At 77.0% G+C, this 13,518-nt stretch carries 8 protein-coding genes; 6 read left to right on the forward strand and 2 right to left on the reverse strand.

The window, feature by feature from the left end; translation table 11 throughout:
• Window positions 1-40 precede the first annotated feature (40 nt).
• Window positions 41-1,429, reverse strand: coding sequence for a UTP--glucose-1-phosphate uridylyltransferase (locus tag CCE01nite_RS14185; protein ID WP_034628374.1), 1,389 nt, complete (start codon window positions 1,427-1,429; stop codon window positions 41-43).
• Window positions 1,430-1,626: 197 nt separating this feature from the next.
• On the opposite strand from CCE01nite_RS14185, the gene CCE01nite_RS14190 reads away from it, so the two are divergent.
• Genes CCE01nite_RS14190 through CCE01nite_RS14210 form a run of 5 tightly spaced genes read left to right on the forward strand, consistent with a single transcriptional unit; the run spans window position 1,627 to window position 9,308 of the window.
• Entirely contained in the window at window positions 1,627-2,958 is a 1,332-nt protein-coding gene (locus tag CCE01nite_RS14190; RefSeq protein WP_034628373.1) for an SWIM zinc finger family protein, read from the forward strand.
• Entirely contained in the window at window positions 2,955-4,511 is a 1,557-nt protein-coding gene (locus CCE01nite_RS14195) for a DUF5691 domain-containing protein (RefSeq protein WP_141372611.1), read from the forward strand. The genes CCE01nite_RS14190 and CCE01nite_RS14195 overlap by 4 nt, the downstream gene beginning before the upstream one ends.
• Window positions 4,508-5,635, forward strand: coding sequence for an ATP-binding protein (locus CCE01nite_RS14200; RefSeq protein WP_052103514.1), 1,128 nt, complete (start codon window positions 4,508-4,510; stop codon window positions 5,633-5,635). Before CCE01nite_RS14195 ends, CCE01nite_RS14200 begins: the two co-directional genes overlap by 4 nt.
• Complete coding sequence (locus tag CCE01nite_RS14205) at window positions 5,632-8,115, forward strand: DUF5682 family protein (protein ID WP_211254511.1); 2,484 nt, start codon at window positions 5,632-5,634, stop codon at window positions 8,113-8,115. Before CCE01nite_RS14200 ends, CCE01nite_RS14205 begins: the two co-directional genes overlap by 4 nt.
• Window positions 8,112-9,308 (forward strand): VWA domain-containing protein, encoded by a 1,197-nt coding sequence (locus tag CCE01nite_RS14210; RefSeq protein ID WP_034625422.1) that lies wholly within the window; start codon window positions 8,112-8,114, stop codon window positions 9,306-9,308. Before CCE01nite_RS14205 ends, CCE01nite_RS14210 begins: the two co-directional genes overlap by 4 nt.
• Before the next feature lie 123 nt (window positions 9,309-9,431).
• Here the strand turns inward: CCE01nite_RS14210 and CCE01nite_RS14215 are convergent, their stop codons facing one another.
• Window positions 9,432-11,306: a S8 family serine peptidase gene (locus tag CCE01nite_RS14215; RefSeq protein WP_052103516.1), complete on the reverse strand. Its 1,875-nt coding sequence runs from the start codon at window positions 11,304-11,306 to the stop codon at window positions 9,432-9,434.
• Between the two features lie 397 nt (window positions 11,307-11,703).
• On the opposite strand from CCE01nite_RS14215, the gene CCE01nite_RS14220 reads away from it, so the two are divergent.
• A complete protein-coding gene (locus tag CCE01nite_RS14220; RefSeq protein WP_034625426.1) occupies window positions 11,704-13,506 on the forward strand; it encodes a thiamine pyrophosphate-requiring protein in 1,803 nt (600 codons plus the stop codon).
• Window positions 13,507-13,518: the final 12 nt, after the last annotated feature.

Raw genomic sequence — 13,518 nt, forward strand, 5'->3', positions numbered from 1 at the left:
TGAGCTACCCGGTGTGTGCCCGGTACGCCCGGGCGGACGGTCAGGCGATCCCGTCGGGCCCGATCCGCGCGCCGTCCGGGAGCGTGGACGGCGTACCAGGGTCGGCGAGCGCCGCGTCGCCGGTCACGACGACGTCGCGACCGAACGTCCAGTCGCCCTGCACGCGCAGCGCGGACGCACCGGCGAGCGACGGGGCGACGGGGATGCGGTCGTCGAACTTCCCGATCGTCTTGTAGTGCTTCGGGTCGAGGTCCACGAAGGGCGCGTCGACGACGGCCTCGAGCCGGTGGTCCGCGGTCGAGCGGTACACGTCCGAGCGCAGCACGAGCAGGTCGTTCGTCGTCTTGACCGGCAGGAAGCGCGAGCGGTCCACCTCGAGCACGACGGCGCCGTCGAACACCTCGATCGCCGCGCCCATCGCCGACTCGATCTGCACCACGGGCGTCGACGAGGAGTCGGTCGGGTCGACGGTCTTGTCGTTGCGGATGAGCGGCAGGTCGAGCACGCCCCCCGTGCGCTCGAGCTCGTCGGCCAGGGCGCGCAGGTCGAGCCACAGGTTGTTCGTGTTGAAGAACGGGTGCGTCTCGATGTCCGCGGCCGCCTCGGCGTCCTCGGGCAGCGTCTGCGCCGTCTCGCGCAGCACGATCCGGCCGTCCGCGGCGCGTACCACGAGGTGGCCGCCCTTGCGGTCGGCCGGCGTCCGGCGCGCGACCTCCGCGGCGAACGGCGCACCCGTCGAGGCGAACCAGCCGGCGATGCGCGCGTCGGGCGAGACACCGAGGTTGTCGGAGTTCGACACGGACGCGTACCGGTAGCCGGCGTCGAGCAGGCGCTCGAGCGTGCCCGACGCGTAGAGCGCGGTGTACAGGTCGCCGTGCCCGGGGGGGCACCACTCGAGGCTGGGGTCCGCGGGCCAGTCGACGGGCGTGAGGTCGTCGGCGCGCAGCTTGGGCTCGCGGTTCTGCAGGAAGTCGAGCGGGAGGCCCTCGACGGCGAGCTCCGTGTGCGGCGCGAGAGCCTCGATCGTGTCCTCGCGCGTGCGGAAGCTGTTCATCAGGACGAGCGGGAGCCGCGCACCGGTCGCGGCGCGTGCGGCGAGGACCTGGTGGGCGATCACGTCGAGGAAGGTCTGCTCGCCGCGCACGCGCAGCAGCGACTTGGCGCGGTCCATGCCCATCGAGGTGCCGAGGCCCCCGTTGAGCTTGATGACGGCCGTCACGGCGAGGGCCTCGCGGGCCGCCTCGTCGGGCACGTCGAGGTCGGCCAGGTGGGGCACGTCGGTCAGCGGGCGCACGTCCTTCTCGGCGATCGCGCCGGTCTCCCCCGACTCGAGGAGACCGTAGAAGCGGGCGAAGACGTCGATCGCAGTGGGCGCCACCCCTGCGTCCGTCATCTTCTGGCGGGCCTGGTCCAATCCGTCAGCGCTCATGCTTCGAGACTAGGGGCCGGACATGTCGGTGCACACCCGGCGCCCGACCCGTGGTCCGGGGCACCCGCGCGGTCACGGCGCGGGTCCGCCGGCGCGTCGACGCAGGTTCGCCGGCTCGCCCGCCGGCGTTCGGCTGCACGTCACGCGGCTCGGGCGAGCCGTCGACCCGTGTCGGACGACGTGGCTACCGTGACGCCATGCCCCCGCGCTGGACCGTCGAGCAGGCGCTCGCGCTCGCCCCCGACGCGTCGTCGGCCGCAGCGGGGCGCCGGCTCGCCGCCTCGGGGTCGTGGACCGCGGCCGGTGCGGCGCCGGGCGTCGTGTGGGGGTCGTGCGCGGGCTCCGGGAAGGTGCCGTACCAGACGGTCGTCGACCTCACCGAGCCCGCGTTCAGCTGCTCGTGCCCGAGCCGGAAGTTCCCGTGCAAGCACGCGCTCGCGCTGCTCGTGCGGTGGGCGGGCGGCGAGGTGGCGGAGCACGACGAGCCGGCCGACGCCGCGGCGGCGTGGCTCGAGGCCCGGGCAGCCCGTGCCGCCCGGAGTGCCGAGCGTGCGGAGGCCAGAGCCGAGCGCACGACCACGACGGACCCCCGTCCCGCCGAGCGGCGTGCCGAGCAGCGCGAGCAGCGGGTCTCGGCCGGCGTCGCCGAGCTCGACCGCTGGCTGCGGGACCAGGTCCGCACCGGTGTGGCGTCCGCGGACACCGCGGGGTACGCGCTGACCGACCCGGTCGCCGCCCGGCTCGTCGACGCGCAGGCGCCCGGCCTGGCCGGAGCGGTGCGCCGCCTCGCGTCGGTCGCGGCGTCGGGCGAGGGGTGGCCCGGGCGGCTGCTCGAGGAGCTCGCGCTGGTGCACCTGCTGACGACGGCGCACCGCCGGCTCGCCGAGCTCCCCGCCGACCTCGCGGCCACCGTCCGCACGCGCGTCGGCGCCACCGTGCGCACCGAGGACGTGCTCGCCGGTCCCCCCGTGCGGGACCGCTGGGACGTCCTCGCGCTGCGGGACTCCTCGGACGGGCGGCTCACGACCCGGCGCGTGCACGTGCGCGGCGCCGCGACCGGGCGGGACGCGCTCGTGCTGTCGTTCGCCGGGCCGGGCCACGTGCTCGACGTCTCGCTCGTGCCCGGCACGGCCCTCGACGCCGACCTGCACTTCCACCCCGGTGCGCTCGGGCTGCGCGCGGTGGTCGGCGCCCGGCACGGGGAGCCCTGCCCGCTGTCCGCGGTCACGGGCGTCCCCGTGCGCCACGTGCTCGCGGCGTGGGCGCGCGCCCTCGCGGCCGACCCGTGGACGAGCGACCTGCCCGTGGTGCTCGGGGACGTGCACGTGCTCCCGGCGCCCGACGGCGCACCGGCCGGCTGGCTCGTCGCGGACACCGCCGGTGACGCGCTCCCGCTCGTGGCGGCGCCCGGGCTCTGGACGGTCCTCGCCGTCTCCGGCGGGCGTCCCGTGACCCTCGTCGGGGCGCTGACCCCGGGCGGCGTGCGGGCCGAGGCCGTGCTCCCCGACGGCGCGCTGGTGGTCGTGTGAGCACCGGTGTGCCGGCAGCGCGGCGCGTGCTCGGCTGGGACGACCTCGTCACCGCCGCGCTGCTCGGCGTGGCCCGGCGACCCGTCGACCCCGCGGCGCTCCCCGGGGAGGTGGGGCGCCTCGCGGGGACCCTCCCCGACGCCGACGCCCCCGGCCGGCTGCTCGACGCGGCGGCGCTGCTCACCACGCTCCGCCGGGCCGGCGGCGGCCCGCTCCTCGCACCCCCGCCCGGTCCCGCCGCGCCCCCCGAGGCGGCCTCTCCGGTGTCCGCCGCCGGGGGCGCCCGCCTCGCCGCCCTCCTCGCGCGGACCGACCCGCTCGCCGAGCGCCTGCTCGACGAGTGGCTCGCTCTCGCCGCCGGTCGCGGCCTCCTCGTCCCGCCCGCGCAGCTACCGCGGCTGCTCGACTGGGCGAGCGCGCGCGGCGAGCGGGGCGAGGTCCGCCGGGACCGCGCCGAGCGCGTGGCACCCGTGCTCGGGGAGCGGGGACGTTGGCTCGCGCGCCACCGCACCGACTGGGCGCCGACGGTCGCACCCGCGCCCGAGCCGGGCGACCTCGGGACGTACGGCACGGCCGCCGAGCGGCGCGACCACCTCCTCGCGGTGCGTCGGCGCGACCCTGCCGCGGCGCGCGACCTGCTGCTCGCCGCGGACCCGTCGACGCTGCGGGGCGAGGAGCGCGCGCAGCTCTACGGCGTGCTCGCGGACGGCCTCGGACCCGCCGACGAGGAGCTGCTCGAGCGCGCGCTCGACGACAGCCGCCAGGACGTCCGGACCGCCGCCGCGGCGATGCTCCGGCGGCTGCCCGGGAGCGAGTTCGCGTCCCGCGCTGCGGCACGCGCCGTCCCGCTCGTGCGCGTCGAGCGACGCCGGCTGCGGCGCGTGCTCGTCGTCGACCTCCCCGAGGTGGACCCGGCCCAGCGGGACGACCGGGCGCTGCCGGCCGCACCGTCGGGGACCGGCGCGCGCGTGTGGCTGCTCCTTCACCTCGTCCTGGCCACACCGCTGCGCACGTGGGAGGAGGCGCTCGCCGCGACGCCCGACGAGCTCGTGGCGCTGCCCGTCGCGGACGACCTGCGCGGCCGGCTGCGCGCGCGCTGGCTCGGCGCCGCCCGCGACCAGGCCGACGCGGCGTGGGCCCGGGCGCTCCTGCGTGACGCGGACCCGGGCGAGCGGGTCGCGCTCCTCCCGGTGCTCGACGTCCAGGAGCGGGCCGAGCACGTCGCCGCCGCGGTCGACGCGCTCGCGGAGCAGGGCGGACGCGCGGCGCTCACCCACGTCGACGCGCTGCTCGGCACCTGCCCCCGGCCCTGGCCGCCCGTCCTGGCAGCAGCGGTGCTCCGCTGGCTCGCCCGCGAGCGCTCGACCGACACCTGGCACGCGGACTGGGCGCTGCGGACCGTCGCGATGCGGCTGCCGACCGACGCGGCCACCGAGGAGGCCGTGCGGACCGCCGGGCTCGCCCGCGGCGTCGACGACCCGTGGCGGGCGCGCGTGCTGACCGTCGCCGACACGCTGCACGACCGACGCCACATGACCGAGGAGCTCCGTTGACCACCACCCCTCAGGCCCCGCTCGCCGACGCGTCCGGGAACGCCGACGCGCTCCTGCGCCCGCACGCCGAGCAGGCGTTCGCCCACGAGCTCGCGGCGCTCGCGGCCCTCGACGACCGGCCGCGCCCGCCCGCGTGGCTGCTCTCGCCGGGCGCCGTGGTGACGTACCTGCTCGGCGGCACGCTCGGGGACGGGACCGTCATCACCCCCAAGTACGTGGGGCCGCGCCGGCTCGTCGAGGTCGCGGTCGCGACGCTCGCGACGGACCGGGCGCTGCTGCTCCTGGGCGTGCCCGGAACCGCCAAGACCTGGGTCAGCGAGCACCTCACGGCCGCGGTCAGCGGCCGCTCGACGCTGCTCGTCCAGGGCACGTCCGGCACGGGCGAGGACGCCATCCGGTACGGCTGGAACTACGCGCGGCTGCTCGCCGAGGGCCCCACCCCGGCGGCGCTCGTCCCCTCACCGGTCATGACGGCGATGCGCGAGGCGAAGATCGCGCGCATCGAGGAGCTCACGCGCATCCCGTCCGATGTCCAGGACGCCCTCATCACCGTGCTGTCCGAGAAGTCGCTGCCGGTCCCCGAGCTCGGCACCGAGGTGCAGGCGGCGAAGGGGTTCAACGTCATCGCGACCGCGAACGACCGCGACCGCGGCGTCAACGAGCTGTCCTCGGCTCTGCGGCGGCGCTTCAACACCGTCGTCCTCCCGCTGCCCGCGACCGAGCAGGAGGAGGTCGACATCGTCACCCGACGCGTCGCGCAGCTCGGCGCGGCGCTCGAGCTCCCGCCTGTCCCGGCGGCCGCCGAGGAGATCCGCCGGGTCGTGACGGTGTTCCGCGAGCTGCGCTCGGGCCGGACGCTCGACGGGCGGACCACGCTCAAGCAGCCGTCGGGGACGCTCTCGACGGCCGAGGCGATCTCGGTGGTCACCCAAGGGCTCGCGCTCGCGGCGCACTTCGGCGACGGGACGCTCCAGCCGTCGGACATCGCCGCGGGGATCGTCGGCTCGGTCGTCAAGGACCCCGTCGCCGACCGGGCGGTGTGGTTCGAGTACCTCGAGGCGGTGGCCCGCGAGCGCGAGGGGTGGCACGAGTTCTACGCCGCGTGCCGCGAGGTCAGCGGATGATGGTGGCCACCGCGGCGCACGAGGCGGCGGCGACGCCGTCGGACCCCGCGAACGACGAGGGCGCCCCGGTCGTCGAGGTCATGGGCGTGCGGCACCACGGCCCGGGCTCGGCGCGCGCGGTGCGTGCGGCGCTCGAGCGCCTGCGACCGGACGTCGTGCTCGTCGAGGGCCCCGCCGACGCCGACGCGCTCGCGCCGCTCGCGGGCGACCCGGACCTCGTGCCGCCCGTCGCGATGCTCGCGTACGCGAACGACGACCCGGCGACGGCCGTCTTCTGGCCGTACGCCGTGTTCTCCCCCGAGTGGCAGGCGCTGCGCTGGGCCGCCCAGCACGGCGTGCGGGTCCGGTTCTGCGACCTGCCCTCGGGCGCGGTGCTCGCTCGCGGCGGCGCGGAGGCGGTGTCCGGGCAGCGCCCGGAGACGCTCGAGCCCGCGGGCGTGGCCGGGCAGCAGCCGGCCACGACGGCAGCGCCCCCACCGGCGGCCGGGCCCGGACAGCCGGAGAGCCTGCGACCGGCGCAAGGACACCGGCCCGCCGAGGCACCGGGCGGCGCGCACGCCGCGGAGCGCGAGGACCCGTCCGCGGACGACGACACCGAGCCGGAGGACCCGTCTGCGGACGGCGCCGCGGCGCTGCGGCGCGACCCCGTCGCCGCGCTCGCCGCCGCTGCCGGGTACGACGACCCCGAGCGATGGTGGGACGACGTCGTCGAGCACCGGCTCGACTCCCCCACCCCGTTCCCGGTGCTGACCGAGGCGATGGCCGAGCTGCGCTGGTCGGCGGAGCCGCTGCCGCCCGCGCGCCAGCTGCACGAGGACCGCCGCGAGGCCCACATGCGCCAGGCGCTGCGCGCCGAGCTGCGTGCGGGTGCGCGGCGCGTCGCGGTCGTCTGCGGCGCGTGGCACGCGCCGGCCCTCGACGGCAGGCTCCCCCCGGCCGCGGCCGACGTGCGCGTCCTGCGCGGACTGCCGCGGCGGGCCACGTCGGTCACGTGGGTGCCGTGGACGTCCTCGCGGCTCGCGACGGCGTCGAGCTACGGCGCGGGCATCACGTCTCCCGGCTGGTACCACCACCTGTTCACGGCCCCGGACCACGTCGTCGCGCGGTGGCTCACGCGCGTCGCGGGCGTGCTCCGCGCGCAGGACCTGCCGGTCTCGTCGGCGCACGTCATCGAGGCGGTCCGCCTCGCCGACGCGCTCGCGACCCTGCGCGGGCGCCCCCTCGCGGGGCTCGACGAGGTGACCGAGGCGACGCGCGCGGTGCTGTGCGAGGGCGACGACGCGGTGCTCGCGCTGGTCACGGCCCGCCTCGTCGTCGGCGAGTCGCTCGGCACCGTGCCCGAGTCGGTGCCGACGGTCCCGCTCGCGAGCGACCTGCGCGCGACCGCACGGCGGCTGCGGCTCAAGGTCGAGCCGCTGGCCCGCACGCTCGAGCTCGACGTGCGGAAGGACACCGACCGCGAGCGCTCGCGCCTCCTGCACCGCCTGCGCGTCCTCGACGTCGACTGGGGCGTGCCGGCCGCGGCGACCCGCCGCAGCACCGGGACGTTCCGCGAGCCGTGGACGCTCGTGTGGCGGCCCGAGCTCGCGGTCGCGGTCATCGAGGCGGCGCTGTGGGGCACGACGGTCGAGGCGGCCGCGGCTGCGCGTCTCGGCGCCGCTGCGGGGCCGGCGTCGCTCGCGGGGCTGACCCGGCTCGTCGAGGACGCTCTGCTCGCCGACCTGCCCGCCGCGATGACGCCGCTCCTGGCCGCGCTGGACGCACGCGCCGCGCACGACGTCGACGTGGTGCACCTCATGACGGCGCTGCCCCCGCTGGTCCGCGCGCACCGCTACCCCGGCGTGCGCGGCACCGACGTCGAGCAGGTCGGGCGGGTCGCGGACGCGCTGCTCGTGCGGGTCTGCGCGGCGTTGCCGTCGGCGGTCACGGCGCTCGACGACGAGGCCGCACGCGAGCTGCGCACGGCGCTCGACGCGGTGCACGACGCGGTGCTGCTGCGGGAGGAGCCCGCCGGCGCCGGCCTCTGGTGGGCGGCGCTCGCGTCGCTCGCCGACCGCGGGGACGTCTCGGGGCTGCTCGCGGGGCGCGCGACCCGGCTGCTGCGCGACGGCGGACGCCTCGATGACGCGCCCGTCCGCCTCGCTCGGGCCCTGTCGGTCGGCGCCCCCGCACCGGCGAAGGCGGCCTGGGTCGAGGGGTTCCTCGACGGCGGCGGGCTGCTGCTGGCCCGCGACGACGAGCTCCTCACCGTCCTCGACACGTGGCTCGCGGGCCTGCCGGAGCGGGACTTCACGGACGTGCTCCCGCTGCTGCGCCGCACGTTCGGTGCCCTCTCGGCGCCCGAGCGGCGCGCGGTGAGGCAGGCCGCGGCGCACGGCACCCGGCGTCCCGCCGGCCCCGCGGAACCCACCGGCCTCGACGAGGAACGGGCGCTGCCCGCGCTGCGCACCGTCACGACGATCCTGGGAGGGCACCCGTGAGCGCACCGGGCACACCCGTCGACGAGGCGGGGCGGCTGCGACGGTGGCGCCTCGTGCTCGGCGCCGCGGGCGAGCCCGGGGCGGCGCCGCTGCAGGGCCCCGACGCCGCGATGGACGCCGCCCTCGCGGCGCTCTACGACGCCGACGACCGTGGGGGGCCGCGTCCGGGCGGCCCGCGCGGTGCCGGACTCGGCGCGTCGGCGCCCCGGGTCGCCCGCTGGCTCGGAGACATCCGCACGTACTTCCCGAGCACCGTGGTGCAGGTCATGCAGCGTGACGCCGTGGACCGCCTCCACCTGCGCCAGCTGCTGCTCGAGCCGGAGCTGCTCAGCGCCGTCGAGCCCGACGTGAGCCTCGTGGGGACGCTGCTCTCGCTCAACCGGGTCATGCCCGAGACGACCCGGGCCACGGCACGCCAGGTCGTCGCGACGGTGGTCGCGGAGGTCGAGCGGCGGGTCGCCGACCGGACGCGGTCGGCCGTCGCGGGAGCGCTGGACCGGACGAGCCGCACGCACCGCCCCCACCTGCGGGACGTCGACTGGGACGCGACCATCCGCGCCAACCTGCGGCACTACCTCCCCGAGCACCGCACGGTCGTGCCCGAGCGCCTCGTGGGCCACGGCCGCCGCCGCCAGGTCGTCGCGCGCGACGTCGTGCTCGCGATCGACCAGTCGGGCTCGATGGCGGAGTCGGTCGTGTACGCCTCGGTGTTCGGTGCGGTGCTCGCCTCGATGCGCGCGCTGTCGACGTCGCTCGTGGTCTTCGACACCGAGGTCGTCGACCTCACCCCGCTGCTCGCCGACCCGGTCGACGTGCTGTTCGGGACCCAGCTCGGCGGCGGCACGGACATCAATCGTGCGGTCGCCTACTGCCAGGGGCTCGTCCGCCGGCCGGCCGACACGCTGCTCGTGCTGGTCAGCGACCTGTACGAGGGCGGGGTGCGCGACGAGCTGCTGCGCCGGGTGGCCGACCTCACCGCGGCCGGCGTCCAGGTCGTCGTGCTGCTGGCGCTGTCGGACTCCGGTGCGCCGTCGTTCGACCGGGAGAACGCGGCGGCGCTCGTCGAGCTCGGGGTGCCCGCGTTCGCGTGCACGCCCGACGCGTTCCCCGACCTGCTCGCGGTCGCGCTGGCGAAGGGCGACGTCGGTGCGTGGGCGGACCGGCAGCTCACACCCGGGGTGTCGAGGGGCTGATCCGGGGCCGAGCCGGGGTCCCGCGGCCGGAGCTCGATGACGTGGGCGGTCGGCGCCGCGGTGTGCCCCCGCACGTGACCCCCGGCCGCCCTGGTGCAGGGCGGCCGGGGACCACGGGTCAGGTCACCAGCTCAGCTGGATCGTGTACGCACCGGCGCTCGCGCCGGTCCCACCGCGGTAGTACGTGGTGCGGGCGTAGTACGTCGCCGTCGTCGTGCCGGTGTTGCGCACCGACGCCGTGTCGATCCGGCCCGCACCGAGCGTGCTGCTCGTGAGCGGCTGGCTCGACGAGCCGTACAGGTACAGGTCGTAGTCGGCCGTGCTCGAGCTGGGCGTGAGCCTCGCGGTGAGCGTCGCCCCGGGCGGGACGGCGACGGCGAAGTAGTCCGTGTCGGTGCTCGAGCCGATCGTGGCGGACAGGGTGCGCGCCGACGCGACGGCGTTCGCCGCGCTGCGCGTGTTGTTCGGCTCGACCTCGCTCGTGGCGACCGGCGTCGTCGTCGGGGTCGGCGTAGGCGTCGGGGTCGGCGTCGGGTTCGTCCCGCCGGTGGCGGCCCGGACCGCGGCGTTCGCGTCCACCATGCCCGCGCCGCAGCTCGTGCACGACGCGACGAACGGCCGGGCGGTCGACTTCAGCGTGCTCTCGACCTGGTCGGGCGTCAGCGCCGGGTTGGCGGCGAGCACGAGCGCGGCGGCGGCGGCGACGTGCGGCGTCGCCATCGACGTGCCCTGGTAGTACGCGTAGGTGTCGGCGCCCGGGCCGGTGGCGCCCGAGTTGAGCGTCGAGAGGATGCCGCGCGTCTGGCCCCCGCTCATCTCGCCCCCCGGGGCCGCGATGTCGACGAGCGTCCCGTAGTTCGAGTACGACGCGCGCGCCCCCGTGGGTCCGTACGCGGCGACAGCGATGACGCCCGAGCAGTTGGCGGGGCTCGACGTCGAGACGTTCGTGCGCTCGTTGCCCGCCGCCACGACGACGACCGCGCCGTTCGCGCGGGCGGCCGTGATGGCCCGCTGGCTCGTCGTGTCGCAGGCGCCGCTGCCGCCGAGCGACAGGTTGAGCACGCGTGCGCGGTTCGGGTTCGCCGCGACGCCGCTCACGGTGCCGCCGGACGCCCAGACCATCGCGTCGGCGATGTCGGAGGTGTAGCCGCCGCACGTCCCCAGCACGCGGAGCGGGAGGATCTTCGACTCGGGCGCCCCGCCCGCGACGCCGGCACCGTTGCCCGCGACCGCCGCGATCGTGCCCGCCACGTGCGTGCCGTGCCAGCTCGAGGAGCTCGCCGGCGTCCCCGCGCCGCACTCGCCGGCGGCGGTGTGGTCGCCGGGGTCCCTCGCGTCGGCGTCCCGGCCGTTCCCGTCGTTGGACACCTGGGTGTCGCTGATCATGTCGTACCCGCCGACGACTGCGGACGCGAGGTCGGCGTGCGGGCGGAAGCCGGTGTCGATCACCGCGACGTTGACGCCGGCACCTCGGGTCACGTCCCACGCGCCGAGCACGCCGATGCCGACGTCGCTCGTCTGGAGGCCCCACAGGCTCGACCAGCTGGGGTCGTTCGGGGCGGCGGCGGACGCGGTGAGGATCCGGTCGGGCTCGGCGTACTCGACCCCGGGGTCCTCGGCGGCGACCTGGGCGGCGAGCGCCTCGACGTCGGCGAGCGGGAGCGGCGCGGACAGCGCCCAGACCTGCGCGCCCTGAGCGGTGTCGCGCACGTACTCGACGGCAGCTCCCCGCGCCTGGGCGGCCCGCGCGATGCGGTCCTGCCGGGCGGACTGGACGTCGCTCCCGGCGCTCGCCCCGAGCGGCTGCGTGCGGTAGCGCACGATGATCCGGTCCGTGCCGGTGCTGCCCGCCGGGGCCTGCACGGCGGGTGCCGATGCGTCCGGTGCCGTCCCCTCGGAGGTCGCGGCCACGGCGTGCGGGGCCAGCGCCCAGGACGACGCCAGGAGGACGCCGGCGGCGACGGCGGCCACGGGGCGCCGCGTGAAGGTGTGCTGCATGAAGGATCTGCCTCTCGGCTGCGGGGTGCGGTCGTCGCGTCGGCCGCGCGTCCCGAGGGTCCGGGACGCCGCTCGGGGCGACGTGCGACTCACGGTAAACACGGCTATGACTGCGGTCAAGGGCGTAAGTTACTCTGCGGTACAACGGGCGTTCTCCCGCCTGTCGGCGCACCGACCGAGCCGCTGGCGCGACCCTCGGCGCGCCCGGGGCCGGGTCCGGGCCTCCCGCTCCGACGCGGCCCGGGAGGCGCCTCCGGCGCAGGGCCGCCGTCCTCCCGGAGCCGTGCGCACGCGGCCCGGATGCGCCGCGGCGTGCACCCCCCGACGATGGCCGGGTGCGTCGGGACACGTCGCGCACGCACCGGGGACCCGAGGGTCCCGCGCGGGAGGGGTCGAGATGGCGACGGTGGCGGACGGGATCGTGGCGCGGCTCGCGGAGTGGGGCGTCGGGCGCGTGTTCGGCTTCGCGGGCGACGGGATCGACCCGCTGCTGGCGGCGCTGCACCGCGCGTCGGGGACGGTCGAGCTCGTGACCGCGCGCCACGAGGAGATGGCCGCGTTCATGGCGACGGGTCACGCCAAGTACGGCGGCGGGGTCGGCGTCTGCCTCGCGACGCAGGGCCCGGGGGCGATCCACCTGCTGACCGGGCTCTACGACGCCAAGCTCGACCGCAAGCCGGTCGTCGCGATCGTCGGGCAGGTCGTCTCCACGGCGCTCGGCAGCGGCTACCTGCAGGAGGTCGACCTGCAGACGCTGTTCAAGGACGTGTGCGGCCAGTACGTCCAGACCGTGCACAGCCCCGAGCAGCTCCCGCTGGTGCTCGACAACGCGATCCGCACGGCGCTCGCGACGTCGAGCCCCACGTGCGTGATCGTGCCGCACGACGTGCAGAAGGAGGACCTCCCCGAGGACGCGCAGCACACGCACGGCGTCGTCGCGTCGTCCGCGACGTGGGCGCCCTCGCGCGTGCTGCCCGACGAGGCGTCGCTGGACCGGGCGGTCGAGGTGCTCGACGCCGGCGAGCGGGTCGCGCTCCTCGTCGGGCAGGGGGCCGCCGGTGCGGCGGAGCAGGTCCGGGCCGTCGCGGAGCGGCTCGGCGCGGGGATCACGACGTCGCTGCTGGGCAAGCCGGTCCTCGACGAGGGGCTCCCCTACCACTGCGGGGTCATGGGCCACCTCGGGACGACCGCGTCCGCGGACCTCCTCGCGCGCTGCGACACGCTCCTCATCGTCGGCAGCAGCGACCCGTGGACCGAGTTCTACCCACCGCCGGGAACCGTCCGGACGGTGCAGATCGACGTCGCCGCGCGCAACCTCGGCGCGAAGTACCCCGTGCAGGTCGGGCTCGCCGGCGACGCCGCGGAGACCCTGGACCTGCTGCTCCCGCGCCTGCGTGCGCGCGAGGGTTGGCGCGCCGACGTCGAGCGCAGCGTCGCGGCGTGGCACGAGGTCGCCCGACGGCGCGCGGCCGAGCCCGCCGACCCGCTCAACCCGCAGCTCGTCCTGCGCGCGCTGAGCGACCACCTGCCCGCCGACGCGCAGGTCTCCCTCGACGTCGGCTCGGTCGTCTACTGGTACGCGCGGTTCCTCCGGCTGCCCCGGGGCGTCCCCGCGCACCTGTCGAGCACGCTCGCGTCGATGGGGTCGGCGATGCCGTACGGCATCGCCGCCAAGCTGCTGCACCCGGACCGGCCCGTCGTCGCGCTCGCGGGCGACGGTGCGATGCAGATGAACGGCCTCTCCGAGCTCATCACGGTCGCCGCGCGCTGGCGGGACTGGGCCGACCCGAGGTTCGTGGTGCTCGTGCTGCACAACGGGGACCTCGCCGAGGTGTCCTGGGAGCAGCGCGAGATGGAGGGCGACCCACGCTTCCCGACGTCCCAGACGGTGCCGCCGTTCCCCTACGCGGCCTACGCCGAGATGCTCGGGCTCACCGGGATCCGCGTCGACGACCCGGCGGACGTCCATGCCGCGTGGCGCACCGCGCTCGGCGCCGACCGCCCCTGCCTGATCGAGGCCGTCGTCGACCCGGACACGCCGCTGCTCGCGCCGCGCCAGCCCACCGAGAAGGTCGAGCAGATGCGCCGCGGGCTCGCACAGGAGCCGGGCGCGGGTCGCGCCACGGACCACCTCGACCGGCAGCGCGCGCACGAGGCGGAGCACGACCCGGCGGGCGTGTCGGCGGAGAACGACGCGTGAGCCCGGGGACGG

It is taken from the genome of Cellulomonas cellasea (genome assembly GCF_006538745.1).
In the GTDB taxonomy this organism is placed as follows: Bacteria; Actinomycetota; Actinomycetes; order Actinomycetales; family Cellulomonadaceae; genus Cellulomonas_A; species Cellulomonas_A cellasea.